23 protein-coding genes and 1 pseudogene are annotated in these 25,392 nt (G+C 60.0%); 11 read left to right on the forward strand and 13 right to left on the reverse strand.

Annotated elements, in window-relative coordinates; genetic code table 11:
- Window positions 1-380 precede the first annotated feature (380 nt).
- Window positions 381-1,271 (reverse strand): cellulose biosynthesis protein BcsS, encoded by an 891-nt coding sequence (bcsS, locus tag IYX23_RS10305; RefSeq protein WP_196392696.1) that lies wholly within the window; start codon window positions 1,269-1,271, stop codon window positions 381-383.
- Window positions 1,272-1,491: 220 nt separating this feature from the next.
- Here bcsS and IYX23_RS10310 point away from each other — a divergent pair, with 220 nt between their 5' ends.
- Window positions 1,492-2,526: an AI-2E family transporter gene (locus IYX23_RS10310; protein ID WP_196392695.1), complete on the forward strand. Its 1,035-nt coding sequence runs from the start codon at window positions 1,492-1,494 to the stop codon at window positions 2,524-2,526.
- A 553-nt stretch (window positions 2,527-3,079) separates the two neighbouring features.
- Here IYX23_RS10310 and IYX23_RS10315 read toward each other — a convergent pair.
- Both IYX23_RS10315 and IYX23_RS10320 read right to left on the reverse strand, forming a co-directional pair.
- Window positions 3,080-3,769, reverse strand: a complete 690-nt coding sequence (locus IYX23_RS10315; protein WP_196392694.1) for a hypothetical protein — start codon at window positions 3,767-3,769, stop codon at window positions 3,080-3,082.
- A 935-nt stretch (window positions 3,770-4,704) separates the two neighbouring features.
- Window positions 4,705-5,057 (reverse strand): annotated as a pseudogene (locus IYX23_RS10320) (patatin-like phospholipase family protein); the annotation flags it as partial.
- Between the two features lie 372 nt (window positions 5,058-5,429).
- Here IYX23_RS10320 and IYX23_RS10325 point away from each other — a divergent pair.
- Window positions 5,430-7,031, forward strand: a complete 1,602-nt coding sequence (locus IYX23_RS10325) for an alpha/beta hydrolase (protein ID WP_246716657.1) — start codon at window positions 5,430-5,432, stop codon at window positions 7,029-7,031.
- 72 nt (window positions 7,032-7,103) lie between these two features.
- Here IYX23_RS10325 and IYX23_RS10330 read toward each other — a convergent pair whose 3' ends face one another.
- A complete protein-coding gene (locus tag IYX23_RS10330) occupies window positions 7,104-7,433 on the reverse strand; it encodes a hypothetical protein (protein ID WP_196392692.1) in 330 nt (109 codons plus the stop codon).
- A gap of 149 nt (window positions 7,434-7,582) precedes the next feature.
- Complete coding sequence (locus tag IYX23_RS10335; RefSeq protein ID WP_196392691.1) at window positions 7,583-8,629, reverse strand: AI-2E family transporter; 1,047 nt, start codon at window positions 8,627-8,629, stop codon at window positions 7,583-7,585.
- Window positions 8,630-9,042: 413 nt separating this feature from the next.
- Here IYX23_RS10335 and IYX23_RS10340 point away from each other — a divergent pair, with 413 nt between their 5' ends.
- From IYX23_RS10340 to IYX23_RS10355, 4 genes are all read left to right on the forward strand, one after another.
- The gene (locus IYX23_RS10340; protein ID WP_196392690.1) at window positions 9,043-10,317 is read left to right on the forward strand and encodes an urea ABC transporter substrate-binding protein; all 1,275 of its coding nucleotides are present in this window, start codon (window positions 9,043-9,045) and stop codon (window positions 10,315-10,317) included.
- A 3-nt stretch (window positions 10,318-10,320) separates the two neighbouring features.
- Window positions 10,321-13,092, forward strand: coding sequence for a response regulator (locus tag IYX23_RS10345; RefSeq protein ID WP_196392689.1), 2,772 nt, complete (start codon window positions 10,321-10,323; stop codon window positions 13,090-13,092).
- Between the two features lie 17 nt (window positions 13,093-13,109).
- On the forward strand, window positions 13,110-13,481 hold the full coding sequence (locus IYX23_RS10350) for a response regulator (protein WP_196392688.1): 372 nt from the start codon (window positions 13,110-13,112) through the stop codon (window positions 13,479-13,481).
- 179 nt (window positions 13,482-13,660) lie between these two features.
- The gene (locus IYX23_RS10355; protein ID WP_196392687.1) at window positions 13,661-15,283 is read left to right on the forward strand and encodes an adenylate/guanylate cyclase domain-containing protein; all 1,623 of its coding nucleotides are present in this window, start codon (window positions 13,661-13,663) and stop codon (window positions 15,281-15,283) included.
- Between the two features lie 42 nt (window positions 15,284-15,325).
- Here IYX23_RS10355 and IYX23_RS10360 read toward each other — a convergent pair whose 3' ends face one another.
- The 3 genes from IYX23_RS10360 to IYX23_RS10370 form a co-directional block, all read right to left on the reverse strand.
- Window positions 15,326-16,951: a CopD family protein gene (locus IYX23_RS10360; RefSeq protein ID WP_196392686.1), complete on the reverse strand. Its 1,626-nt coding sequence runs from the start codon at window positions 16,949-16,951 to the stop codon at window positions 15,326-15,328.
- Between the two features lie 2 nt (window positions 16,952-16,953).
- Window positions 16,954-17,322: a copper resistance CopC family protein gene (locus IYX23_RS10365; protein ID WP_196392685.1), complete on the reverse strand. Its 369-nt coding sequence runs from the start codon at window positions 17,320-17,322 to the stop codon at window positions 16,954-16,956.
- Between the two features lie 482 nt (window positions 17,323-17,804).
- The gene (locus IYX23_RS10370; RefSeq protein WP_196392684.1) at window positions 17,805-18,776 is read right to left on the reverse strand and encodes a LysR family transcriptional regulator; all 972 of its coding nucleotides are present in this window, start codon (window positions 18,774-18,776) and stop codon (window positions 17,805-17,807) included.
- 126 nt (window positions 18,777-18,902) lie between these two features.
- Between IYX23_RS10370 and IYX23_RS10375 the strand changes: the two genes are divergently transcribed.
- From IYX23_RS10375 to IYX23_RS10385, 3 genes are all read left to right on the forward strand, one after another.
- Window positions 18,903-19,448, forward strand: coding sequence for a peroxidase-related enzyme (locus IYX23_RS10375; RefSeq protein WP_196392683.1), 546 nt, complete (start codon window positions 18,903-18,905; stop codon window positions 19,446-19,448).
- A gap of 64 nt (window positions 19,449-19,512) precedes the next feature.
- Window positions 19,513-20,001: a nuclear transport factor 2 family protein gene (locus tag IYX23_RS10380; RefSeq protein WP_196392682.1), complete on the forward strand. Its 489-nt coding sequence runs from the start codon at window positions 19,513-19,515 to the stop codon at window positions 19,999-20,001.
- Between the two features lie 30 nt (window positions 20,002-20,031).
- Window positions 20,032-20,634, forward strand: coding sequence for a pyridoxamine 5'-phosphate oxidase family protein (locus IYX23_RS10385; protein ID WP_196392681.1), 603 nt, complete (start codon window positions 20,032-20,034; stop codon window positions 20,632-20,634).
- 84 nt (window positions 20,635-20,718) lie between these two features.
- On the opposite strand, the gene arsA is transcribed toward IYX23_RS10385, so the two are convergent.
- The 5 genes from arsA to IYX23_RS10410 are packed head-to-tail and all read right to left on the reverse strand — an operon-like array spanning window position 20,719 to window position 24,168.
- Window positions 20,719-22,500 carry an arsenical pump-driving ATPase gene (gene arsA, locus IYX23_RS10390; RefSeq protein ID WP_196392680.1) on the reverse strand — a complete coding sequence of 594 codons (1,782 nt, stop codon included), beginning with the start codon at window positions 22,498-22,500 and terminating at the stop codon, window positions 20,719-20,721.
- 9 nt (window positions 22,501-22,509) lie between these two features.
- Complete coding sequence (arsD, locus tag IYX23_RS10395; RefSeq protein WP_196392679.1) at window positions 22,510-22,866, reverse strand: arsenite efflux transporter metallochaperone ArsD; 357 nt, start codon at window positions 22,864-22,866, stop codon at window positions 22,510-22,512.
- Between the two features lie 10 nt (window positions 22,867-22,876).
- Window positions 22,877-23,290, reverse strand: a complete 414-nt coding sequence (gene arsC / locus IYX23_RS10400; RefSeq protein ID WP_196392678.1) for an arsenate reductase (glutaredoxin) — start codon at window positions 23,288-23,290, stop codon at window positions 22,877-22,879.
- Between the two features lie 46 nt (window positions 23,291-23,336).
- Complete coding sequence (locus tag IYX23_RS10405; RefSeq protein WP_196392677.1) at window positions 23,337-23,831, reverse strand: ArsI/CadI family heavy metal resistance metalloenzyme; 495 nt, start codon at window positions 23,829-23,831, stop codon at window positions 23,337-23,339.
- Window positions 23,797-24,168 (reverse strand): metalloregulator ArsR/SmtB family transcription factor, encoded by a 372-nt coding sequence (locus IYX23_RS10410; protein WP_196392676.1) that lies wholly within the window; start codon window positions 24,166-24,168, stop codon window positions 23,797-23,799. Before IYX23_RS10410 ends, IYX23_RS10405 begins: the two co-directional genes overlap by 35 nt.
- 158 nt (window positions 24,169-24,326) lie before the next feature.
- Between IYX23_RS10410 and IYX23_RS10415 the strand changes: the two genes are divergently transcribed.
- Window positions 24,327-24,545, forward strand: coding sequence for an alkylphosphonate utilization protein (locus tag IYX23_RS10415; protein ID WP_196392675.1), 219 nt, complete (start codon window positions 24,327-24,329; stop codon window positions 24,543-24,545).
- Between the two features lie 320 nt (window positions 24,546-24,865).
- Window positions 24,866-25,282, forward strand: coding sequence for a DUF2267 domain-containing protein (locus tag IYX23_RS10420; RefSeq protein ID WP_196392674.1), 417 nt, complete (start codon window positions 24,866-24,868; stop codon window positions 25,280-25,282).
- The last annotated feature ends 110 nt before the right edge of the window (window positions 25,283-25,392 follow it).

The raw sequence follows: 25,392 nt of genomic DNA on the forward strand, positions 1-25,392 counted from the left end.
CGTGCTGTCAGAGGGTTCGAATCCCTTGGGCGCGCCAATATGCTTTTCCTTCCAAGGAGTATTGAGTGGCTCCGATGAGCCAAACAAGTTCCTTCGCCGTCTGAGCGGATGAGAAACAGCCGTGGCAGACCAGGACGAAGAGAACCCAAATATTTGTCCGCAGTGCATCGGCGACGAGCGCTTCAAGGACTGGATAAGAAAAAACGGCAAGCGAGGAGCGTGCGAAACGCTCATTTCATTGTGCCGGCGTCTGCGTTCGCAGCTGAGGTCGATAGCTTTTTTCGTGAACACTGCCCGTGGGGAGAGGAGTATCCGTACTTCCGGAGGCGGCCGGAAGCTGAGAGCCCGATGTCGGCGCGTTCTATGCGCATAAAACCATTTCAAAATCTGACGCTTGTCTCAAGAATCGTATAGCCTCCCTGGCCGCTAGACTGATCACGAACATAGCCGCCTGCAAGACTCGCGTAGAACGGTCTAATCTCCATGAGCGTAATATGCGCTCCAAACATTGGCTGAAGCTCGCCCTTATAGGAATTGAGCGCCGTGTGCGGCCCGAAAAATAATTTTCCTTTCAACCAAACGGGAAGCGAGTCGTTGAAGGGAAATAAGATGCCCGGCTTTACTTCGAAATATCCCCAGCGAAATGCTGTCGTATAGATGGACGACGCGAAGAGCATCAGATGATCATTCGGCGTGACCCTTAACTCCAGACTTCCTAGAACGCCAAATGCGGTTGCGGCGAGAGCGCTTATGTCGGCTGGCGGAATGCGCAGCGCAGGACTCCGCATATTCGCGCCGAGGTAACCTTCAGTGGTTATTCCCACCCCGAGAAATCCGCTCACCTCCCATTTCTTATCGATGAGCGCGTATCCGATCTGTGCGCCGACAAAACCATCCGACCCGTAGTATTTGCCTACCGTGCCGATATGGGGAAGCACGATGTCATCCACCTCCATTGCGGAAGCTATGACATTCTCTGCATCGCTCCCCTTCACATCTTGAGCATATCCGCCGAAGCCTCCGGTTGCGCGAAGACGCCAGCCCGACTCTTCAAGAGAAGATTCGATGGCAGCCGTTGCAGTGAGCCACTCGTACCATGATCGTCGAGTCGTAGCCCATGACCAAGAGTAGAACTCAACGCTGGGCGGCGGCCTCAACGGCTGGGCGATCGCGCTTCTCGGAGTTTCTTGCTCGGCAAGGTTCGAAACATCTACCGCTTCCGGCGACATCAATAGTGAACAGATTGCAGCAACGCCGCTCGCGCAATTCATCCCTATGCTCCGGGCTTGCGCTAAGCGTAGCCTCGATCCAGGGATTTTCCGGGCAATTTCAGGAATGAAGGGATAATTTCCGTTCGCGTGCTTTTTTCGCCACACATGGACGTCGCGGAATCCACCGCTCCAGTCCGTCTTGGCTGATCAGCGGACGCCAGACTCTTTCTCTAACGCGCGCGGTCGCTTAATATCCTGGTCCTAGCAGAGCGGGTCCGAGATGAAGATCAATTTTCTGACCAAGAGCATCGATCAGAACGACTTCGCCGCTCGAACAGCCATCGTGGCTATGGTCGCGGCGACAACCGGGGCCGTCGTATTCGTTCTTTGGCAACTGACGGATCTTCTCCCAGCGGTTTTCGCGACGATTCTCATGGCGCTCGCTTGGCATGGCGTCGCCGGGCGGGTTTCCGCGCTTCTCGGTCTGTCGCAAGGCATGTCGCTTGGATTGGTCGCGCTCGGCACGCTCGTAGCGATCGTCGTGGCGTTGATGCTGTTCGGCGGTCAGCTCGTGCGTCAATATGACGAGGTCGCTCTCGACATTCCCGCTGCGATCGCCATGCTCGAGCGCTTGGTGGAAGAGCACCCGTGGGGTCGTTTCGTCGAAAAATTCGTGGTGCACGTCGACTTTTCCAAAATGACGACCCCGGTCGCCCAACACTTCGGCGCTCTCCTCAGTTCTGTCGGCAGTGGCCTCGGCTATGGCATTTTCACGATCATAGGCGCAGCATATCTTGCCGCCGATCCAGGGCGGTACGCCGCTGGCGCACTCGCCTTGACGCCTGCGTCGCGGCGCACCGACATGGCGCTGTTTTTGGACCGCTCAGGCGCCGTCTTGCGGCAGTGGCTTTTCATCCAACTCTATGTCGTCGCCATGAACGCGCTTTTCGCAGGGGCGGCTCTCTGGGCCTTCGGGGTTCCAGCGCCGCTGGCGCTCGCGACAATCAGCGGCGCGCTAGCGTTCGTCCCCTATTTCGGCTCGATCATCGCGATGATTGTCGGGGTGCTGGTCGCGTTGCCGCACGGACTGGACAACGCCGCCCTGGCGGCGCTTGCGATCGGATCCGCGAGTTTCGTCGAAGGCTATCTGATCACGCCCTATCTGCAGAGCCGCTCACTTATGGTGCCGCCTGTCGTGCTGCTTTTCTGCATGCTTGCTTTCGGCTCGCTCTTCGGGACGATGGGCGTGGTGTTGGCGGTGCCCGCGACGGTCGTTCTGTCCGTGGCCTATGGCGTCTTCGCTCAAACCCGCTAGAAGGACGGCCTTTTGCTGTCGGCGCCTGCCGAGCAGTGTGCGCATGACAAAGTCGGCCGACGACGTCGCGCGCGCCGCTCACGACTCGGAGCGACGCGCGTCATTGAGCCAAGATCTATTGTTTAACCTCGGGAGCTGTCTGCGTGGGACCAGTGCGTCGCACGCGGGCGACGCGCCTATGACGGCGTGACCCTCTCGCTGAACTTCGGGGCCGTGACACACGCGGCTGGTGATGGAAGGTCGTAAATTGCCGCTCGTTTGACTCCAGCGCCTCAGCATCGGAGGACGCGAGCGTCGCCGCCGGGATCACAGCGGCCGCCGAAAACAGCGCTAAGATGAAGGAGCGGCGTGACAGTTTCCTGTCTTCTGAAATCTCGACATCCATTTTTTTCCTCCTCCCAATATTCTTCTGAGATCTACAATCCTGATCAGAATCATGATCGTCGTCAAGCTGCGTCACTTTGACATGTTTTATGAGTGTCAGCCCCGCCGCGCTCGCTCGCAAACCTGAAAGGCCGGTTCCGCAAGAGCAATTGTCAAAGCATGAGTCATGTCACGGACATTGCGGCGCACCGACATCGCCGGTTGCGAGATTGTTCAGGCAACGTCTTATGTTGGCCAACGCCGCCGTCCGCCACATTTTTATAGTCTCCGGTCGTCGGAATAGCTTGTCCTCATGCGACAAAAGATTCCTGAGAAAGGCCGCCTGCCCCGCGTTAAAAACCTCCTTGGGAATCCAACTGAATTCAAAGCGTATGTCTTGAAAATTTGCAGCGAACTGCTCCCATGGCAGGGCAAGCGGACTGAGGTCCAGATCGACGAACAGGTCCAGATCTCGCGAGAACCCCACATAACGTTCTTTGCTGGCCTTGGCTTCAAGGTGATTGGTCGTCGCCATAATCATTTCGCGAACAGCCTCGACGTCAGCTGAATTCATGAGTGCATAGCTTTGAAACAGATCAGCGCTGTCTTGCACGTTCAAAAAATCCGCCCGTCGGGATTCGCCTGGGCCGCGCGTTCGATAGACGACGTCGTGCCAGAAAATAGCTGTCGCGATTAGCTCGGGCCGCGCTGCGAGCGCGGCAAGTTCTTCGAATGCTTGCAAGAGGTCGCTGATATGGCGCCAACTATGGTAGGCGCGCCCGAAATCGCCATAAGCGGCGTCAAGCTCCTCCCAGGCTCCAGCCTGGTGGCTCGCTTGAAGTGGGACCCAATGGCGACTTCTGATCTGAGGTGCGTTCATGTGATAGCTGCGGGGTTCTGATTGGTGAAAAGATGGATGATTATTTCGTAGCCGGAGGGGGAAGGCGACAGCGTTTTTAGAGCCGCAACGGCGCGCTGCCGCCTTCCGAATTTTTTATAACGACACGACGGCTTGCTTGATCCTCAAAGAGCGCTCGACGAGATTGCGCGTCTAATCGCCACATGAACGACGCGTGCGTCGCCGCGAAGCGCAGAGCGTTACTTGCGCCAATTACCTGAAAAGACATACGTCGTCCGTCTTGCCGCTCCGTTCGCGAGGGCGACGCTGAGGATCGAGAGAGTGCGTTTGCTCGCAGGAAGCTTGACTTTCCCGTTGTATCGACAAGGATTGAAAATCTTGAAGGGTAAGCAGTTTGCTTAAAAAAGGGGGAGTTTCCTCAATGCGCCGGAACCTGAAAACGCATTTGTTTGCGGTTACTTGTGCTTCGGTTTTATTTGCGTCAAGCCCCTCGGGCTCGGCGGTTTTGTCCACGACGGCAGATCTCAACGTCGACGGCGCCTCGGCATCTTCCTTCATACAGAAGACGACGCTCCACGCTCCTGCCGGACGCAAATGCATCAAATGGACCCGGACATGGAATCCGCGGCACGGAGTCGCGCGACGCCGATGTGTCCAATGGCGATAGAAAATGCGCTGGGCTGGGAGTTAGCGGCCGACTGATTCCGATCATCTGTCGGGACCAACCAAGCCGTTCGGACAAAACGGACAAAAACAAAGGGGCCCGATCGGGCTCCTTTCCAATATCAGCACAAGAACTTTTCTGATTGCCGCATGTCGCGGATCGTCTGATCCAGCGTAGCGTCGACATGGATGCTGGGCGCGTCGCCGTAGCCTTCTCCCTTGCGGCGCGCCGACGCCTCGGTGCGCACGAGCGGCCAAGAGCTTGATCCCTGACGCCGGCAAGGCGCATCGCGTCAGACCCGCTCCAATAGCGCGTCAAGGTCGAGAGTCGAGCGGACTCCGACGTCGCGCTCATGCCGCTCAAGGAAATCTTGCGCCGACCGGCGTCCCTCGTCGCGCAGCATGCAGAGAAAATCCCATCCGGCGATAAGCTTCGAAGACGCGCTCAGCTTCGTCATCATCTGTGTCGAGATCCGATGCATGCGCATGCCAGCCCAGCGTGAGCCCTCTCTGTCGCCGGGATTGGCGGCGCGGCGCAGCAAGGCGATCATGCGCAGCTCCTTGAGCAAAACTGCGTTGAACACATCTCGTTGAGGCGATTCAGTATCTCCGTCGCCGACCGCGGCGCGCTCTTGCGTTCGATGGGCCTCCGCCTCTGCGTCAGTCAGACCGAGCAAGTCTGGATCCAAACCCGCCCTGCGCTTGATTCGGTAGCGCTGTCCAGATCGTCCGATCGATTTATCCGCTGGGTTTGGGTCCGAAATAAATTATAGTCTGTGTGCGCAGCCTCGATTGGGCAAGCAGCTTTTGCGTGGAGTCGATTGTATAAGTCTGCGCGATCGTGAAAACTGCGCTTGCCGCTGTTTGCGAGAGCAACCGCATGTCGGGCGCGGCGCATTAACGTCGCTTCTTCATCTAGTCGCTCTAGATGCTCGGCTCACCTGCAGCGCGGCGTTTTGATGCGGAAGCCAGTTGAGAGACTTGCGGCGTGCCGATCGAAGCATAACGGGGATGCATGATGCTGGGCATGGCGCTGAAAATGGCCAAATGGTTTTTGGCGTTGCTGAGCCTTTTCGTCGTGACGTTTTTCGCGGTGCGAATATACAACTCTCAGCGCGGACTGCCGCTTGATGTCTGGCACACTTACGTGCCGCAAGAGCTGAGCAAGACAGAAATCGACGCCGCCGATTGGGGGGCCTATCTCGAGGCGGAGGCGAAAATATTCGCTTCCCTGCGCACCAACGTCAGCCAGCAGTTGACGCCAGAGGAACAGGTTCCCTTCAATCGCTATTTCGAGGGCAGTCCGGTCTACCCGGGTCATTTTGCGCGGAATTGGAACCGGTCCTATCTGCTCGAACCCGCAGGACCGCCGATCGGCGCCGTCGTTCTCCTGCATGGATTGACCGACTCGCCATATAGTTTGCGCCATATTGCAACGCGCTACCGTGATCGCGGCTTCGTGGTGGTTGCGATCAGACTGCCTGCGCACGGCACAGTGCCCGCGGCTCTGACCAAAGTGGAGTGGGAGACATGGCTGGCCGCGACGCGTCTTGCCGTGAGAGAGGCGCGGCGGCGCGCGCCTGAGCCGGCGCCTCTGCATGTCGTCGGGTTCTCGAACGGCGGATCGCTCGCGGTAAAATATACGCTCGACGCCATCGACGATGAGCGTCTCTCTCGAGTCGACCGTCTTATCCTGCTCTCGCCGATGGTGGGGATCACGCGGTTTGCGCGTTTTGCCGGCCTGGCGGGACTGCCGGCGATTTTGCCCGCCTTCGCCAAGGCGGCCTGGCTCAGCGTGCTGCCCGAGTTCAATCCATTTAAATATAATTCATTTCCCGTGAATGGCGCCCGCCAATCCTACCTGCTGACGGATGCGCTTGGAACGCAAATGTCGCTGGCGCGTCGAGAGGGTCGATTGACCGCGCTGCCGCCAGTCCTGACGTTCCAATCCGTCATGGATTTCACTGTCAGCACCCAGGCCGTGCTTTCCGGGCTTTACGATCATCTGCCGGCGAACGGCAGCGAACTCGTTCTGTTCGACCTCAATCGCAACGTCAAATTCGGTCCGCTGCTGCGCGCCTCCGCGGAGTCCGCGCTCTCCCGCATCGTGCCGCCTCGCGTCAGGGATTACCGTCTAACGGTTGTGACGAACGCCGGGGAAGGCACCGAGGATGCGGTCGAACGCGTCGTTGAGGCCGGCGCCACGGCCGAGCAGACCCAAGCGTTGGGGCTACAGTATCCGAAAGGCGTGTATTCGCTCTCGCATGTCGCATTACCCTTCCCGCTCAGCGACTCCCTCTATGGCCTGACGCCGGATCAAACAGACGACTTTGGCGTCCACCTGGGTTCGCTGGCGCCGCGCGGCGAGCGCGGGACGCTGATCGTCAGCCTGGACGCGCTGCTGCGCATGTCGTCGAACCCATTCTTTTCCTATATGGCGCAGCGCATCGAGGAGCATCTTCCGGCCCGGCCAGACGGCGACGCAACCGACCAAGGCGGAGCGCGCGTCCAATCGCCGCCACAGGCCGCTCCGCCGCCGCGTCGCCTCCCCAGCGCAGCGCCCGACACGCCTGCGGCGCCAAGTGGCGACCGGCCCGCAAAAAAGCGGTCGCGTCGTTGAAGCAGCGGGGTCCGCTCGACCTCGTCAAGAAGCGACGAACCAACCCGGCCGCGAACCCCGTCAAGCGTAATCCTAGGACCGCCTCACGCGCCGCAGGAATAGACGCCCCAGCAGTCCGATGAGATAGCCGCCGATCGTGATCGCCAAATAAACGACGATCACGAAGGCCCAGCGGTCGCTCGCGGAGGCCACTCTGCGGAATACATCCGTCAGGTAGTTTAGATCGATGAACCTGTTTGCGAACAGCCCGCTAGCCACGGCGAGCATTGGCGCGATCCACCACGGAGCCCTGAAATAGCCCAGCAATATGGCGAGCAAAAATACGATCAAACCGAAGATATGCAAAAACTCTAAGAAAATCGCTTGGGAAAGCAAGCCCATGAATCGGATCAGCCAAAGCATCGGACGCCTCTTAGCGCGAATTCAGTTTATCTTATCCGAATTCGGCCGCAGCGCCATCTCGTTTCAAGCGCGCGCGGCCGAGACTTACAGCGCGCGTCAACGCGGCGGGCGAGAGACTTTTCAAGCGAAGCGCCAAAGCCCCGCGCGGCTCAGGCCGTTTGCCGGGTCGAAGCCCCGCGCCGCCCGCCCGACAAAATCTCCGCCACCCATTGGGTCGATGGGAACTGTTCGAAAATCGTCAGAGCTGCGATCGAAAGCGGGACGCCGAGAAACGCTCCAAGGGCGCCCCATAGGAAAGTCCACAGAACAATCGAAAAGAGCACAATCGGAGGGGAGATCGAGAGAGCCGATCCCGAAAACACCGGCTCCAGATAGCTCCCAATGATGAACTGGATGACCGTCACGCCCAAAAAAACGAGCAAGGGCGCTTCAAAGGTTCCGAACTGAACGAAGGCGAAAAGCGGCAGAAGCGCCGTGACGATGAAGGAGCCGACGTAGGGCAGGTAGTTTAGCGCAAAGGCGAGCACGCCCCATGCGCCGGCCATTTCCAGATTCATGAATTGAGCAAATCCCCATACCGCGAGACCTGTCACGATGCTGGCGATCGTCCGAACGAACATATAGGTGCGAAATTTTTCGCCGATCTTCCTGCCGCTTTCAACCAGGCGCCGGCTTGTCTCCTGATTTTCCAGCGCTGCAATTCGGGACTGAAACGCATCGGTCTCCGCTAGTCCCAAAATCACATAGACGAGCACGATGACCGCGAAGGCGAGAACTGTGTTCACTCTCACGGCAAGCATGTGAAGAAGTCTGATCAGCGACGCGGTGTTGAAATGTTCCGCAAAGAGCGTGAAGACGAAAATGTCATGCTCTTCGAGCCACGATGTCGATGTCATCGCCGTTTCCTGAATGCGGTCGAGATTCTGTCTGACCCATTCCAGCACCTCATGGCCGCCCCAGGCGATCAGAGAAAAAAGCGCAAGAATCACGGCGGCGGCAATCACGACCGTCGCGGTCAAAGCAATGGCCTTCCCCAGTTTTGGCTGCAGCGCCTTTTGCAGGGGCCAGGCAATCGCGATAATGAAGACGGCGAAGGCCACGGGCTCAAGGACCGCTTGTCCGAGCTTGCAGGCGGTTAGACCGATAAAGAGGATTACGGTAACGGAAGTCACGCTCGTGATGCGACTTTTTTCCATAGTGATCCTCTTGCCATCAGACGCTTGGTAGGTCGTTAAAGACGATAAGGCAGCGAGCGGCGTGATTTATTTGAGGCGTGGCTGATCTGACGGTTAAGTTTATGAGAGGGCTAGTTGGCGTTGCAAGGGACCGTTTGGAATGGCGCGCGGCCGATCGCTGCGCGGGGAGACCAATCGAACCGGCGCGGCAAGATAACTGACAAGCCAGGGTGAACCGGCGGCGAAACCGCCTGCCCTGTCTTGCTGGTCACGCGCCAAATCTCTCGATCTGGCGGAGCGCGCTTTCGCAGGGTCAACCCTTGGCGGAAGCCCGTGTACACGGGCAGCGCCACCGGCAAATGGAACGTAAGGCGGCGATCGAGTAAAAGGACGCCCAGTTCGATCTTAGCAGACTTGGAAGCAGGATACGGCCAATGGCCCTCGACACTCGCAGCGCGTGGAAAGGCTTTATCGCAGTCGCTATCGCCGCCGCGATGGTATTCGCCGCGACGATGTTCCTTTTCAGGGCGGAAAGCGCGCCGATCAAGGTCGGAATCCTGCATTCGCGCACTGGGCCGATGGCGATTAGCGAAAATTCAATGGTCGACGCGGAGCTGCTCGCGATTGAGGAGATCAATGCGAAGGGCGGCTTACTGGGGCGCAAGATTCAGCCCATCATCGCCGACGGCAAATCCGATTGGCCGACCTTCGCGAAAGAGGCCGAGCGGCTGATCACCGAGGAACACGTATCCGTGATCTTCGGATGCTGGACCTCCGCAAGCCGTAAGACGGTCGCGCCCATTATCGAAAAATACGGTCAGCTCTTGGTTTACCCAATGGCCTATGAGGGACTCGAACAGTCGCCCAACATTATCTACACGGGCGCGGCGCCCAATCAGCAGGTCATTCCGGCGATCAAATGGAGCCTCGATCACATTGGCAAAAAATTCTATCTGATCGGCTCGGATTATGTTTGGCCGCACAGCATCAACGAAATTATGAAGGACACGATCCGCGCGCTTGGCGCGGAGCTTGTGGGCGAAGACTATATTTTCTTCGGAAGCGCCAACGTCTCTCGGGCGGTCCAAAAAATTAAGCTGGCGCAGCCGGACGTTATTATCAGTTCGGTCGTGGGCGATTCCAACAAGGCGTTCTATCAGGCGCTGACCGACGCTGGGCTTTCCGCTGACAAGGCGCCGGTTGTCTCCGTCAGCATCGGCGAGGAAGAGCTTCGCAGCCTACCGATTGCGAGCCTCCAAGGCCATTACAGCGCCTGGAGCTATTTCGAGGCGATCAAGAAGCCGGCGAACGAGCGGTTCATTCGCGCCTTTCGAGAAAGATATGGCGCCAACCGTGTGACGGGCGACGTTATTGCGACCTCATACTTCAGCGTCATCTTATGGGCAAAGGCGGTCGAGGAGGCGCAGTCCTTCGACGTACAGAGGGTCAAACGCACCATGCTGACCGAGACCCTCGATGCGCCCGAAGGTCTGGTGTCGGTTGATCCTTACACGCAGCATACTTGGCGGTCTTTCTCTGTCGGTAAAATTCAAACTGATGGCCGGATCGAGCTTGTCTGGACGATTGATCGTCCGATCCGTCCCGTGCCCTATCCGCCGACTCGCACGAAAGCCGAGTGGGAGGAATTTCTTGCCGCCTTGTACAACCGATGGGGCGGCAGATGGGCGAATCCGACAGAGGCGGACTGATCGATGAAGCTTCCCAGGCTCGATTTCCTCCGGCGCTCCATCGGCGCCAAGATCATCTTCTGGTTCCTTGCGATCAATATCGTCTCCTGCGGCCTCCTCGCCTGGCGAACCTATGACATCTCGCGAGAGTCTCTCGAGCAGGCGATTCAGACGTCGTTGCAGGTTGTCGCCAAGAAGAAAGTGGAGCAGCTGGAGACTCTGACGCTTGAGAAAATCAGAAGCGTCGAATCTCTGATGCACAGCGCCTCAATTGGCGAGGCCACTCGGGAATTTTCTGAAGCCATAAGGACGAGCGGAAGAGACTCCGAGTCCTATCGCCAAGCTGTCACGAAACACGGCCCGGTTCTCAAGCGTTTTTCCGACACGTTCAACTATGTCAACTGCGCGATTGTCTCGCCCGAAGGCTTCACGCTTTTCGAGCAATCGGACCCTGCCCTTTTCAACCCAAATTCGCTCGGCGGGCCGCTCAAGGGAACGGAGCTTTCGGACACGATTAATCGCGCGCGCACATTGCTGCAGGCCGAAATTTCGGCGTTTCAGATCTATCCGGGGCTGAAAGAGCCTGCCGCCTTTATTGCGGGTCCTGTTCTGGAAAACGGCGTCGTGATTGGCGTCGTCGTCTTCCAGCTCGATAACCAGGAGCTTTACAGCCTCATCAACGACTACACAGGTCTCGGCGAGACAGGAGAGGTGCTGGTCGCCGCCCGCTTCGATCAGGGCCAAATGGTCGTGGTCAACCCGCTGCGGAACGACGCTTCCAAGGCTTTCAGCATCAGGGCGCCGCTCGATGGCAGCGCTTTTCCTGCGCTCGCTCGGGCGCTCGCCGGCGTCCACGGCTCAGGCCTCTTCGATGACCGCCTGAACAGGCCCGTCGTCGCCTCGTGGACCTATGTTCCGTCGTTTCGTTGGGGCATGGTCGTACAGCAGCGCACGAAGGAGGCCTTCGCGCTCACCAGCGCGCAGAAGGAGGCGACGCTCTGGCTGCTGTTCTTCATGATTCCGCCGATTATCGCTCTGGCCATGGGCGTCGCGCGCACGATCACCAAGCCGATCAAGACCGCTGTCGGCGTCGCCGAGAAGGTCGCCGCGGGGGATCTCGACGCAAATTTCGAGATTGGCAGCCGAGACGAAACGGGTCTCCTGCTGAGGGCGATCCGCTCCATGACCGTCGAACTCCGCGGACTTTACGACTCCATGGAGGAAAAGATCCGGGCGCGCACGCGCGAACTTCAGCTCGCTAACGAGGAATTGTCCGTCGCGCGGGTGGCGGCCGAGGAAGCCAGCAAGACAAAAAGCGCCTTTCTGGCAAACATGAGCCATGAGCTGCGCACGCCGCTCAACGCGATCATTGGTTATAGCGAGATGCTTCAGGAGAACGCGCTCGACAATGGCGATCCAGAGCCGATCGAGGACCTGAAGAGGATCGAGAGCGCGGGCCGGCACCTGCTTGGCCTGATCAACGATATTCTCGATCTTTCCAAGATCGAAGCTGGAAAGATGGACGTCTTCATCGAGCGGGTGGAGATCAGACCGCTCGTGGGTGAGGTCCTGTCGATCGTTCAGCCCCTCGCCGACAAGAACGGCAATGCGCTTGAGCTCTGCTGCCCCGACGACGTTGGCGGCTTTCTGTCCGACGAAACGAAGGTCAAGCAGTGCCTGCTCAATCTCATGAGCAATGCAAACAAGTTCACGAGCCATGGAAAAGTCGCTCTGACCGTCGAGCGCGACGCCGACGCTTCCGTGGTTTTCCGCGTGTCCGATACGGGGCTCGGCATGACGCAGGAGCAGCTTGCCCGACTGTTCCAGGCCTTCACGCAAGCGGACGCCTCGACCACGAAGCGTTTCGGAGGGACGGGGCTGGGGCTTGCGATCACCAAGCATTTTTGTGCGGCGCTCGGCGGCGATATCTCCGTTGAGAGCGCGTTGGGCGCAGGCGCGACCTTCACGATCAGGCTTCCGGACCGGCAGGAGGTCCTGGCGCCGAAAAAATCGGTCGAGCCGACTTCCTCCCGGCCACTCCTGACGATCCTGGTCGTCGACGACGACGCGACGGCGCGCGACCTGCTCACACGAACTTTGGAGAACAAGGGCTATCACGTCATCGCCGCCCGTCACGGGCTGGAAGCGCTGGCCCTGGCGAGACAGCACAGGCCGAATGCGATCACGCTCGATGTGATGATGCCCCAGCTCGACGGCTGGAGCGTGCTCAGGCAGCTCAAGGAGGATGACGAGTTGCGGAACATCCCCGTCATCATGGTGACGATTCTCAACGAGCGCGCTCTGGCGATTCCGCTCGGGGCGGCGGAGCTTTTGACAAAGCCCATCGACCGTCAGCGCCTGACGGCCTTGATGAGGCAATATTGCGGGGTCTCGAGCGAAACGACGGTGCTCATCATCGAGGACGACTCCGCGACGCGCGAGCTTCTTTGCCGCTGCGTTTCGGGCGCTGGCTACACGGCCGAAGCCACGATCAACGGGCGGGACGGGCTCGACTGGATCGCCGAGAACCCGGCGCCGGACCTGATCCTTCTCGACCTGATGATGCCAAATCTCGATGGGTTCGGTTTCTTGCGAGAATTGCGTAAGCGGCGCGCCTATGACCATTTGCCGGTCATCATCGTCACGGCGAAAGATCTCAGCGAAGAGGATATTCGCAAGCTGAAAGAATTCAGGGCCGACATCATCACGAAGGACCATGACTATCTTGAGGAGCTGGTGACGATTATGCGTCAGTGCCTCAATCCCAGCGCGGCGGACGCCGTCCAAGCGCATTGACATCGGAGACAGGGTCGGTGGTGAAGATTTTGCTTGTCGAAGATAATGAGATGAACCGGGATATGCTGTCGCGGCGCCTCAGGCGCAATGGCTATGAAGTCGTGATCGCCATAGACGGCCAACAAGGGGTCGACATGGCCGCCGCCGAATCGCCCGATCTCATCCTGATGGACATGAGCCTGCCGGTCATCGATGGCTGGGAGGCGGCTCGCCGGGTCAGAGAAAACGAAGCGACGCGCAGGATTCCGGTCATCGCCCTCACCGCCCATGCGATGGCGGGGGACCGGGAGAAGGCGATCGAAGCCGGCTGCGACGACTATGACACGAAACCTGTCGAGATCACGCGACTTCTGGGCAAGATCACGGCCCTGATTCAATCTGGCGCTTAGCATCGTCTGATCGATTGTCGTCTAGAAGTCTATGTCTCCAGCGATGCGCGGCCGCGATCCTGTAGCCGTCGTCGCACAGCGAACTCTGGCGCCCCACCGGTTGAAACATTTATGAGAAATACGAGTCATGCATCTTGGACGGCGGGCGTTGGCGCATTCCGGCTTTCTGGGAAAATAAGATGACGTCGCATGACTTTCGGCCGTCCGCCGACAGGAGCGATCGCGCGCTGCTTGCTTATGTGCAGCAGGAGCTGAGCGCACCTGCAGAGGCGATTGCGGGCTATGCGGAAATTTTGCTGGACGAGGCCGAAAGGAACGGTCACGGGGAATTTCGCGACGACCTCGAGAAAATCCACGCCGCCAGCCGTTCGCTGATTGATGTTATCGCGTCACTCGTCAGTCGGTCGCGCGCGCCGACGCGCGGGCCAGGCGAGGATTCCGAGGACTATCGTCGCCATTTGCGGCACGATCTGCGCACGCCCATCAACGCCATCAAGGGATATGGTGAGATGCTGCGGGAAGACGCAGCGGGCGTCGACGGCGCGCAGGCGCTGGTCTCGGACCTCGATCGACTTCTGGAGGAAGCGTCGCGCCTGCTTGAGCGTATCGACGGCCTGGTCAGTTTTTCACTCCCCGAAACCGAGGCGGCGACGGACGCCGAAGTCGGCTCGGGACCGGTCTCCGCCATGGTCGCACATCGCTTCGTCGCTTCTGTCCAGCCGATCTCAGAAGCCGAAGCCGACAGTCTCGCCGTACAGCCGAGCCGCATTCTCGTGGTCGACGACAACCCGTCCAATCGCGAGCTCCTGAAGCGCCGTCTGGAACGACAGGGCCACTCTGTCGCGCTGGCTGAAAATGGGTCTTGCTCGCTGGAGATGTTGAGGGAGGCGCCCTTCGATCTCATTCTCCTCGATCTGCTGATGCCGGATATCAGCGGCTTCGATGTTCTTTCGATCCTCAAGTCGGATCCTGCCTTGAGCGACATCCCCGTCATCGTGATATCGGCGTTGAACGAGATCGACTCCATCGTCAGATGCATCCAGGCGGGCGCCGAAGATTATCTCGCGAAGCCTTTCGATCCGGTGCTTCTTCGCGCACGCATCGGATCGTCCCTGGAGAAAAAACATCTACGGGACCGAGAGCGCGAGGCGCTCGACGCGCTGCGCATCGAAAAAGAGCGCTCCGAGCAGCTTCTCCTCAATATTCTTCCGGCGCCGATCATCGCGCGTCTGAAGAGCGGCGAAACGGTCATCGCGGATCATGTCCACGACGTCACGATTCTGTTCGCGGATTTCGTCGGCTTCACCGAGCTCTCCTCCAAGTTGCCGGCTCCGGAACTTGTCGGCGTATTGGGACGCGTTTTCTCGGCGTTTGACGGGCTCGCGCTCAAATTTGGCGTCGAGAAGATCAAGACGATTGGCGACGCGTACATGGTCGCCTGCGGGCTCTTCGGCGATCGGGACGATCACGCGCACGCCGTCGCGGACATGGCGTTGGCCATGGCCGAAACACTGGACAGTCTCAACGAGACATTGCCGACGCCGCTCGAGATCAGGATGGGCATAAACTCCGGCGACGTCGTCGCGGGCGTCATCGGCGCGCACAAGTTCGTTTACGATATCTGGGGCGATGCGGTGAACATCGCGAGCCGACTGGAGTCGAGCAGCCTGCCCGGCCGCATCCAGGTTTCGGGATCGACCTATAAACATCTGGGCAGGGACTTCATTTTGGCGCCGCGTGACGGCCTCGAAATCAAGGGCAAAGGCGCCACGGAAGCCTTTTTTCTGACCGGGAGAAGGTAGGGCAGCTTCCCGGTTGCACTATAAGTTTGTGGGGCTGGCGCGTCACACTTCTCGATAGAGCAGAAGCAAGAGGCCCGATAAGATGAATGCGACGGGCCAAACATAACCAGCAACGCGACCCGCGGAGCTGTCCGATAAACGTATTTCCAGCCAGCGCGCGCTCGCGGAGACAACCCCGAGCAACGCGATAGGCGTATGACTGATCGCGACCAGAACCTCGTCCTTGCCCTCCGTGTGTCCATAGTGCGTCAACAGAAACGCCGCCGCTGCGCCGGTCGTTATCGGGAAGACGAAGGCGGGCCAGTCCGACTTGAAGCGGCCGCGTCGTACCTGCCATTCGAATATCGCAAAGGTCGCAATAAGGACCACAATGACTTTGTGTTGGACGATCTGAGGATCACGAAGGCTCTCGAAGAACCCGATGGGTCCGAGGGGCCATGCGGTTTCATCGGCGCGAACCATCAGAATGCCGCCAAGCAACAAGAATAACAAAGGCCAGTTACGCGCCGCCGACGCGGTTTGGCGATGGCGCTCCAGCAAGGCGAAAAAGCCCATGAGGACAACAAAAACGCCTGCCAAATGATGATTCATCTCCGCCCAGGCGATGTCCGCCGGGCTGGGTGGGCTGGGCGTTGCTGGTTCGCCTACGCTGGAGACGTCAGCGGGCGTTTGCGCAGCGGACAACTCGGCATACGCTGGACTATGGAAACTCGGCCAGCGCGGGGCGAACCGCGCCGTGATCTCGGACAGGCTCGTGCGCTCCGCGCCGCCGTCCGTTGGGAGCGACGCGGACGCGAGCGCGGCGGCGCAAAACAGCGCAACGAGACCCAGTCCCACCTCCACCTCAGAGAAACGCAATAATCTTCTGATCGGCGTGGAAGAAATCCGCCACAATCTGCGCGTTGTTGAAAGATTTGCGGCGGCAAAGCAAAGCAGGCCAAACAGCAGCACGAATTTGGTGCTGAGCAGCATTCCGTAATTCGTTTCATACAACGCGCTGACATCCGACGTGTGGCGCGTCATCATCAAGAGGCCGGCAGCAATCAACGCTCCCACGGACCACATGGCGTTCCGCGAGAATTTGGAGGCGATCAATCGCCGCGCCTCGCCGCTCTTCGTCATTCCGAGTGCGACCAACAAGAACGGAATGCCGCCGATCCAGATCGCCGCTGCAAGCAGATGCACAATCTCGGTCGTCACCAGCAACGCCGAGGCGACGGGGCGGCTCGCGGCATGTGTCACGCCCACATGCGCACAAACCAGCAGCAACGCTAAAGCAACTGCGCCCCCCCTCCACATGAAAAAGGCGCCGGCGCCGAGGCGGACGTAAAGCGCCAGTGCGCCCGACAGGATCATGGCGATGAAATGACTGACGACGGCGTCGGCGCTGGCTGCGACCGCAAAGTCCACTTGCAACGTTCCGACGAGCATCGCGGTCAGCACGCCCACGGCAACGATCTCGCCCAAGACCGAAGCACAGCAGCTCCAAAAAATGATGCGAAGGCAACGTCGCGCAATTGGCGCCTCTGCGGCGTCTAGTTTCCCTTCAAGAGGGGACAGAACGAGCGTCAGAAACGCTACGCCACCGACGATGATCGCTTGCGTCGCGAGGAGATAGGCGCGCAGCACGAGATCCAAGAAACCGTACAGCGCGATGAAAGATTGCATTATCAGCGTTCCACGCGAAAATTGAGCTTGCCTTGCGTCAGGTGGCCGTCAAGGCTCAGTATCTGCCACTCGAGCGTGTACGCGCCCGAACGCAAATCCGGCGCTCTCGCTTTTAGTCCTTCGGATACTGGGCTCGTTTCGAGAGGCTGAACGACGCCTGGATCTGCGGCCTTGAGAAGCGTGAGTCGCGAAAGCTTCGAGTCAATACGGCTATTGAACCGAAGTTGGATGACGACTTCTCCGCTTGGAACCGTTTCGCCATCGCGAGGCGAAGCTGAGACGAGAGCCGCATGCGCGAGGCAGGGAGCGCGCACAAGCGCGAACGGGAGGATGAGTGACAGAAGAAAGGCTAATTTTTTCCGTGAGATCATCGTGAGCCCTAATTGAAAACCACAGATTTCCGGCCGTTGACCGTCATTGCATTTAAGTCACGCGCGTATAGCGGCAAGCGGAGCGTCGTCCATGTTTGTTGCGGTTTCTCCTCGGGCGTTTTGCCGCCGAAAACGCGTGCGGGACCCTGCGCGTTGTTCGCCCGTTCGCTCTCGTTGTTGATGCGTTGATCGCTCGTCGACCGAACGATTAAAATTAAAGCCAGTATTGTCGCCCTTGACATGCTGCTTAAGCGCTGCAGACCTCGCGCGACGCGCCGAATCCCCCTTCGACGAAGGAAGGAAAAAGCGCGCGCGGCATTGTCGATTTCAATGTCCAGAAGCAGGTTGTTGGAGCAAAGCAGCGAAAGCGCTTATTTGGCGCCATGGCGAAGACGCGGGTCAAAGGCTCTCTGCTGGTGCAGCTGAAGCGCATGTGCGGCGCTAGTGGCCCGCATCCACCCCGAGCGGTTCTCGGCCGGGACTTAAAGCCCATGCGTCCTGCGCAGGGGCGTCGTTGTCGGCTGCCCTGTCGCCAGACTGTTCGTCGCGGGAAGATTGAGGCTGTCGAGCGTTGCGCGAAGGCGCGGCGACGCAAAGTCAATGAAAGCTCTCAGTTTGGAGGAAACCAAGCGACTCTGAGGATAGACAAGGTGAACTGGGACGGGCGGCGGCGTGAAATTGTCGAGAAGGGGCGCGAGCCGGCCGTTGCGAATCTGTTCGGCGACCATGTACGACAGCGCCACAGTGATCCCATCCCCCATTTCCGCCGCGGCGATGGATGCAGCCGCGTCATTGATCTCGAGCCGCGGAACAAAGGAAACGCTGTTGCCCTTTTTTCCGTCGAGAAAGCGCCACTCCCTGTTCGGCATAAGGCCAGTGAACGCGATGATTGAGTGGAGACGCAGATCGGCTGGCGTCTGCGGAACGCCCCGCCGCACGAGATAGTCCGGGCTCGCAACCAATATCCTTCGAACGGTTCCGATCTTCTTCGCAACCAAATTTGAATCCGGCAACGGACCGATGCGGACCGCAAGATCGATCCCTTCCTCCACGAGGTTGGCGATGCGATCGAGCAGCAGCACCGACATGGTTACGCGCGGGTGCTGGCTAAGAAACGCGCGCACCACCGGCGCGAGGGCCGTCCGACCAAAAGTCACCGAGGCCGTGAGCGTAAGATGGCCGTTCGGAACCGCCGTTTCGCCGACGGCTTCGTGTTCGGCGCCATCGAGATCGGTCAGGATACGCCGTGCGCTTTCCAGGAAGCGCTGACCGACATCCGTGATGGTTAGGCTGCGGGTCGTGCGGTTGAAGACGCGGGCGCCGAGGCGGTCTTCGAGCGCGGAAATCGCCCGGGTCACCGCTGGGGGAGACAGGCGCAGACGGGTTCCGGCCTTGGCGAAGCTGCCGGCGTCGGCGACGGCGACGAAGACCTCGAGCTCGTGAAGACGATCCATTTTATTCCTATAATCGGAATAATGAATTCCATACGTCAGATATTCTTACAAGAAAAATAAGCAGCCATTGTCTGGAGGAGCGGCGCCGAGGCGCGCCGCGCCGTCAACGAAACAAGGATTGACCCTATGGCTCGAATTGCCGTCATCGACCCCAAATCCGCCACCGGCGAAGCCAAAAAATTGCTGGACGCCGTCCAGGCCAGTCTTGGCGCGGTCCCCAACTTCATCCGCGTGCTGGCCAATTCCCCGGCGGCGCTGAACGCGTTCCTCGGCATCCACGGGATCGCCGGCGCGGGTTTTCTCGACCCGAAAACGCGGGAGCGCATCGCGCTGGCCGTCGCCGAACAGAACGCCTGCCAGTATTGCGTCTCGGCGCACACGGCCATCGGCCGCAAGGCCGGCCTCGACAGTCAGGAGATGCTGGCGAACCGCAAGGGCCGTTCGTCGGACGCCAAGGCGGAAGCCGCGCTCGCCTTCGCCCGCGCGCTCGTCGAGCATGCCGGACAGGTGAGCAAGGCCGAATTCGACGCCGTGCGCGCGGCCGGCCATTCGGATGGCGAGATCATCGAGATCATCACGCATGTCGCAATGAACATCTTCACCAATTTGCTGGGCAAGGCGACCCAGATCGAGATCGACTTCCCGGAAATCGAGCTGAACAAGGCCGCCTGATGATCTTGGGGCCCGGCGCGGTGGACGCTGCGCCGGATTCCTCAATCCAGAGAGGAGAATCCAAATGGTCGAGGTGACTCAACCCGTCGGCGCTCGTCCGCCGCTGCCGCCCTTCACGCGTGAAACCGCGATACAGAAAGTTCGCATGGCCGAAGACGCTTGGAATACGCGCGACGCCGAGCGTGTGTCCCTCGCCTACACCGAGGACAGCCGCTGGCGCAATCGCGCGGAGTTCCCGGTGGGACGGTCGGAGATCGTGGCGTTCCTGAAGCGCAAATGGGCGCGCGAGCTCGAATATCGCTTGATCAAGGAACTCTGGGCGTTTGCCGAGAACCGGATCGCGGTGCGTTTCGTTTACGAGTCGTGTGATGACGGCGGCAACTGGTTCCGCAGCCATGGCAATGAGAATTGGGAGTTCGACGAGCGCGGTCTGATGCGACTGCGCTTCGCGAGCATTAACGATCAACCGATCCGGGAGAGCGAACGGAAGTTCCGCTGGCCGCAAGGCCCGAGGCCTGTGGATCACCCGGGTCTTTCCGACCTTGGGCTTTGAGACCGAGGCTCGGGCCCGCAGGAGGACGCAATGCCGCATCGTTACGCCGAGATCGCTTTCACCCCGACGGTGAAGAAGGCGCAGGAGCAATTTGGCAGCCGCAACGCTTATGCGCGTATCGAGGGGGCGCCGGAGACCAGGAACCATCGCCTGAGCGAACTGGAGACCGAATTCATCGCGGCTCGAAATTCGTTCTACATGGCGACGGTCAGCGAAACCGGCTGGCCGTACATCCAGCATCGCGGCGGGCCGACGGGATTCGTGCGCGTGCTCGACGAGACCACGATCGGCTTCGCGGATTTTCGCGGCAACCGGCAATATATCAGCCTCGGCAACCTCGCGAACGACAATCGCGTTTCGCTCTTCTTCATGGACTATCCGAATAAGACTCGGCTGAAGCTCTTCGGGCGCGCGAAGATCATCGGTCTCGACGACGAGGCGACCTTGTCTCGACTCGAAACCTCAGATTACCGCGCCCGCGTCGAACGCGGCTTCCTTGTCAAGGTCGAGGGGTTCGACTGGAACTGTCCGCAGCACATCGTCGAGCGTTACACGCTCGATGAAGTGCGCGCGATAACGGCGCCGCTCACCGCGCGCATCGCCGAACTCGAGGCGGAGCTCGCCCGATTATAGCGGTCCCGAGCGCCCGAACGACGAGAGCCGAGCTGATGCGAGACGAACGCTGCGTTGGTGCAATGACCATGAGAGGGAAAGGAATTATGGGCAGCTTGCAGCCACAACGGTCTCCCGGCCAGCTAATTCGAGAAGACGCGACACGCCGACCGGCTCTTCGCTCAGCAGCGGCACGACGGCGTAGCGGCGCGCATGGATTGTTGCGACTTTCTCGATCTCGCGCATTTCATTTTTGGCGCGCTGACGCAGCAAGGGAGAATGCGGGCGCGCCGCCGCGACGCTGTTATTGACGACCCACGCCCAAGGCTCGATCCCCGCACGGCGCAAATCCGCCTGAAGATTTGCCGCTTCGAGGACGGGCGTCGTTTCCGCGAGCGTCACGAGCAAAACCTTGGTTCTGCGCTCGTCCTGTAGCTGCATCATCGGCGTCGTGTAATGCGCGCCCTTGGCGTCCAGCATCCGCGCGACCTCGCGGTGATAGGCGCCCGTCGCGTCGAGGAGCAGCAGCGTGTGGCCGGTCGGCGCGGTGTCCATGACCACGAACTTCTCGCCCGCCTCGCGGAGGATGCGCGAGAACGCCTGAAAGACGGCGATTTCTTCCGTGCAAGGAGAGCGCAAATCCTCTTCGAGCAAAGCCCGTCCTTGCGCGTCGAGCGCCGCGCCTTTCGTTCTCAGCACCTCTTGCCGGTAGCGTTCGGTTTCGGCGTGCGGGTCGATGCGGCTCACGGTCAGATTGTCGAGCGAACCATGCAGCGTTTCGGCGAGATGCGCGGCAGGGTCGGAGGTGGTGAGATGGACGGGCAGTCCGCGATGCGCCAGTTCGACGGCGACCGCCGCCGCGAGCGTCGTTTTGCCGACGCCGCCTTTGCCCATCAGCATGACCAGGCCATGTCCATCGGCGGCGACGCCGTTCACCAGTTCCGAAAGGCTGGGCGCGTGCAGCTCGACAGGTTCGCCGACTGCTACGTCCAGGAGCGGCGGCGTCGCAACGAGGAGCTGGCGTAACGCATCGAGTCCGACGAGATTGAAAGGCTTCAAAGGCACATAGTCGCAGGGCAAGGCGCGCAGCGCATCGGGCGTCGCCGTCAAAGCGGCCTGCTCGCGCGCGTAAAGCGCGGCGGCGAGCGCATCGAGCGCCGCCTCTTCCTTCGGCAACAGACCGTTCACAACGAGGAATTGCTGATTGAGGCCAATCGCCGCCAGCTCGTCATGCGTGCGCGCGGCTTCGCGCAGCGCGGAGTTTTGGGCGCGGGCGACGAGGATCAGGCGGGTGCGCCGACCGTCGGCCAAAGCATCGACCGCGGCGCTATATTGGGCGCGCTGTTTTTCCAATCCGGCAAGCGGACCGAGGCAGGAGGCGTCGCCTTTCCCTGCCTCAAGGAAGCCGCTCCACGCGACGGGAAGCTGCAGCAGGCGGATGGTGTGGCCGGTCGGGGCCGTATCGAAAATGATATGGTCGTATGCAGAGGTAATGGCGGCGTCAGTCAACAGCGCGGTGAATTCGTCGAAGGCGGCGATTTCCGTCGTGCAGGCTCCGGAAAGCTGCTCTTCGATGCCCCTCACCACGGCTTCCGGTAACTTTCCACGCACGGGGCCGACAATGCGGTCGCGATAGGCTTGCGCGGCGGCCTGTGGATCGATTTCCAGCGCGAACAGGTTCGGCACGGCGTCAATCGCCGTGATTTTATCGCCGATGCCAACCCCAAACACCTGCCCGACGTTCGAGGCCGGATCGGTGCTGACAAGCAGCACGCGGCGTCCGGCTTCCGCGAACTCTATCGCCGTCGCGCAGGCGATCGAAGTTTTCCCAACGCCGCCTTTGCCCGTAAAGAAAAGGAAGCGCGGAGCCTGTTCGAGAAATTTCATATCGACCTTTCAGCAGCAGGACGAGCCGCTACAACACGCGCCTTGTTTTGCGTCCTCGACCTTTTTGAGCCCCGCCCAGCGCGCAAGTTCCTCGCGGTTCGGATAGCGTCCGGCGAGCGCGATTTCGCCGTCGATCAGGATCAGCGGCAGGGCTTCCTGCCCCGAACGTTCGAGAAAGCCCTTCACCGTGGCGTTGTCGGCGAAGGCCAAGGGTTGCTGCGCGAGATTGAAGCGCTCGATGTGCGCGCCGTTCTGCTTCGCCCAATCAACGTCGGCGGCAAAGGTCACGAGCGCCTGATCGGTCTCGACGCCGCAGACGCCAGAGCTGCAGCACAGGGCGGGATCGAAAACTTGAATGGTCGTCATATTCGTCCTTTCAGGATTGAAGTCTGCCGACGACGACTTCGCCATCTTCCTTGGTGTATTCGCCAATGTCGGGATTGGGCAGGATATCGAGCACGGTTTCCGAGGGACGGCACAGCCGTGCGCCCTTCGGCGTCACGACGATCGGACGGTTGATGAGGATCGGATGTTCGAGCATGAAGCCGATCAATTCCTCTTCCGTCCACTTTGGATCGCCAAGTCCGAGCGCGTCATAGGGCGCGCCCTTCTGGCGCAGCAGATCGCGCGCTGAAATGCCCATGGCTTTGAGGAGTTCGACAAGTCGCTCGCGCGTTGGCGGGTCTTTCAGATATTCGATGACGACCGGCTCTTCGCCGCTTTGGCGGATCATCGCCAGCGTGTTGCGCGACGTGCCGCAGGCGGGGTTGTGATAGATGGTGATGGTCATCGCTCAGGCGTCCGTTTTGTGGCCATGGCTTGCGCCTGAAACCGTCTCAGTCATTCTGAGCTCCAGAACAACAGGCGGCTTCAGTCACAAGCGCGGACTTCGCGCCGCAGCAGGCGGAGGACTCCTCCTTAACGGCGCTCGCGCGGAAACCCGCAAGCGCTACGTCGTCGCCGTAAATCGTGCTTTCACCGGTAGTCAGGAAGGACTCCCACAAAAGCCCTTGCGGGTCGGACGTCCATGCTTTCTCCGACTTGGCGTAGCAGCAGGTCGTTGCGCCTTCTTCCAGCACGGGCCGTTCAGCCTGTTGCAGGCGGCCATAGACTTCTTTCAGCTCTTCCGGCGTCTCGACCTCGATCCCGAGATGATCGACGCCAGCCTGTCCGCCGCGCGACGATATCGCAAAGTTTACGCGCGGATCGTCGAGCATCCATTTCGCATAGTCGGGTTTGGCGATGGTCGGCGCCGACCCGAAAAGCGCGCTGTAAAACCGGATCGACCCGGTAAGGTCATCGACGGACACATGCACGTGCAGGCGTTTCATGGCGTTCCTCTGGCTGGCAAGTTGAAGGAGTAGCGGCCTCGCATGAGGCAGCTGCGCCTTGGCAGCAATTCTCGGTCATGTAGGCGAGCAGCGCGTTCATGACCGGATAGGCCGCCGAGTAGATCAGCGACCGGCTCTCGCGCCGGAAGGTGACAAGATCCGCGTGTTTGAGCTGGCTCAGGTGGAAAGACAGCGTCGCCGGCGGGAGCGCGAGCCGCTCGCCAATTTGCCCCGCCGCAAGCCCCTTGGGTCCGGCCTGCATGAGCAGCCGGAAAATATCGAGCCGAGTTTCGTGACCGAGCGCGACAAGGGCGGCTAGGGCGTCATGCTTTTCCATATTTCCAATATGATGGAAATATGAATTACGTCAAGCCCGCGTCGCGGCTTCAGAGGCAGTTTGCCGACGCCATGATTCATGAGCCTCGGATATGCAAACGGGCTCGTTGGCGAATATAAGGATGCGCATGATCAGCTAGGGAATGCTCGGAGCGCCTGATGACGGTAGTGGTGAGAGACAGCAATGGAGCAGAACTCAAGGACGGCGATTCCGTAACCTTGATAAAGGACTTGAAGGTAAAGGGCTCGTCGGTCGTCCTGAAACGCGGCGCCTTGATCAAAAATATTCGGCTCACCGATGATCCGGCTGAGATCGATTGCCGCGCTGAGAAAGTAAAAGGGCTCGTGCTGCGTACGGAGTTCGTTAGAAAAGCCTAGCCGCCATCGACTGGCGCGCGGGACGCCGGACCCCTCGAAATTCTCGACCTACGCACCAGGCGATCTCGTAAGAAGACCGGTTCTTCATCCAGAAACTTTGGTCGCCGGCAGTGGAATGGCTCTTCCTGGCAGGAACGTCCTCGCTCGATTCGAAGCGTAAGATGGGACAATTCCGAATAGCCCCTGGATGAGACATTCAATAGGAGCCCCGGGTTCGCGCCCCGGCGCGCTCGCCAAACAAAATAAGCTATTCCTAGCGCCGGCCGCCGCGCTATAAGGCGCCGGCATCACTGTCGAATTGAGAATTTTGAGGGCCGAATATGGACGAATGGGTCGCGCATATCGCGGCGTCGGTCGGCATCGCGCCCGCGGTCGCGAGACTCGCCGTCGGTCATGTTTTTGGCTTCCTCCAAAAGCGCCATCCGAATGGCCCTGCCGATGAGTTGATCGAAAAAATCCCCGGCGCTGAGGCCGCGATAAGGGACGCTGCGGCGGCGCCGCGGCGGGGTCTGCTCGGCGGCGTGCTCGGAGGGGTCGGCGGCCTGGTCGGCGGCGCGAAAGGCGATGTCCTTGCGCTGACGGCTCGATTGACGAGCCTGGGTCTCTCTCCCGACCAGCTTCAGAAGCTGGCCAGAGAGATCTTCGGCGGCGCGGAGCAGGTGATCGGCAGAGAGAAGCTACGAAATATGACTGATTCGATTCCTGGCCTGTCGCAATTTCTATGGCCGAAGTCGTGATTGGCGCATCTGCGCGAAGGAAGGCGCGCGGGCCCAGACGCGTTTCACGCATGCCGCGCTTCGACAGGAATCCGCCGAAACAAGAGCGGGCCGGCTCGCCGGCGTGGTCG

It is taken from the genome of Methylocystis sp. L43, assembly GCF_015709525.1.
Lineage (GTDB): Bacteria > Pseudomonadota > Alphaproteobacteria > Rhizobiales > Beijerinckiaceae > Methylocystis.

Bases quoted from the DNA above. Each gene is read 5' to 3' on its own strand.
- bcsS (WP_196392696.1), bottom strand. From the start codon at position 1,271: ATGAATTGCGCGAGCGGCGTTGCTGCAATCTGTTCACTATTGATGTCG.
- IYX23_RS10310 (WP_196392695.1), top strand. From the start codon at position 1,492: ATGAAGATCAATTTTCTGACCAAGAGCATCGATCAGAACGACTTCGCC.
- IYX23_RS10315 (WP_196392694.1), bottom strand. From the start codon at position 3,769: ATGAACGCACCTCAGATCAGAAGTCGCCATTGGGTCCCACTTCAAGCG.
- IYX23_RS10325 (WP_246716657.1), top strand. From the start codon at position 5,430: ATGCTGGGCATGGCGCTGAAAATGGCCAAATGGTTTTTGGCGTTGCTG.
- IYX23_RS10330 (WP_196392692.1), bottom strand. From the start codon at position 7,433: ATGCTTTGGCTGATCCGATTCATGGGCTTGCTTTCCCAAGCGATTTTC.
- IYX23_RS10335 (WP_196392691.1), bottom strand. From the start codon at position 8,629: ATGGAAAAAAGTCGCATCACGAGCGTGACTTCCGTTACCGTAATCCTC.
- IYX23_RS10340 (WP_196392690.1), top strand. From the start codon at position 9,043: ATGGCCCTCGACACTCGCAGCGCGTGGAAAGGCTTTATCGCAGTCGCT.
- IYX23_RS10345 (WP_196392689.1), top strand. From the start codon at position 10,321: ATGAAGCTTCCCAGGCTCGATTTCCTCCGGCGCTCCATCGGCGCCAAG.
- IYX23_RS10355 (WP_196392687.1), top strand. From the start codon at position 13,661: ATGACGTCGCATGACTTTCGGCCGTCCGCCGACAGGAGCGATCGCGCG.
- IYX23_RS10360 (WP_196392686.1), bottom strand. From the start codon at position 16,951: ATGCAATCTTTCATCGCGCTGTACGGTTTCTTGGATCTCGTGCTGCGC.
- IYX23_RS10365 (WP_196392685.1), bottom strand. From the start codon at position 17,322: ATGATCTCACGGAAAAAATTAGCCTTTCTTCTGTCACTCATCCTCCCG.
- IYX23_RS10370 (WP_196392684.1), bottom strand. From the start codon at position 18,776: ATGGATCGTCTTCACGAGCTCGAGGTCTTCGTCGCCGTCGCCGACGCC.
- IYX23_RS10375 (WP_196392683.1), top strand. From the start codon at position 18,903: ATGGCTCGAATTGCCGTCATCGACCCCAAATCCGCCACCGGCGAAGCC.
- IYX23_RS10380 (WP_196392682.1), top strand. From the start codon at position 19,513: ATGGTCGAGGTGACTCAACCCGTCGGCGCTCGTCCGCCGCTGCCGCCC.
- IYX23_RS10385 (WP_196392681.1), top strand. From the start codon at position 20,032: ATGCCGCATCGTTACGCCGAGATCGCTTTCACCCCGACGGTGAAGAAG.
- arsA (WP_196392680.1), bottom strand. From the start codon at position 22,500: ATGAAATTTCTCGAACAGGCTCCGCGCTTCCTTTTCTTTACGGGCAAA.
- arsD (WP_196392679.1), bottom strand. From the start codon at position 22,866: ATGACGACCATTCAAGTTTTCGATCCCGCCCTGTGCTGCAGCTCTGGC.
- arsC (WP_196392678.1), bottom strand. From the start codon at position 23,290: ATGACCATCACCATCTATCACAACCCCGCCTGCGGCACGTCGCGCAAC.
- IYX23_RS10405 (WP_196392677.1), bottom strand. From the start codon at position 23,831: ATGAAACGCCTGCACGTGCATGTGTCCGTCGATGACCTTACCGGGTCG.
- IYX23_RS10410 (WP_196392676.1), bottom strand. From the start codon at position 24,168: ATGGAAAAGCATGACGCCCTAGCCGCCCTTGTCGCGCTCGGTCACGAA.
- IYX23_RS10415 (WP_196392675.1), top strand. From the start codon at position 24,327: ATGACGGTAGTGGTGAGAGACAGCAATGGAGCAGAACTCAAGGACGGC.
- IYX23_RS10420 (WP_196392674.1), top strand. From the start codon at position 24,866: ATGGACGAATGGGTCGCGCATATCGCGGCGTCGGTCGGCATCGCGCCC.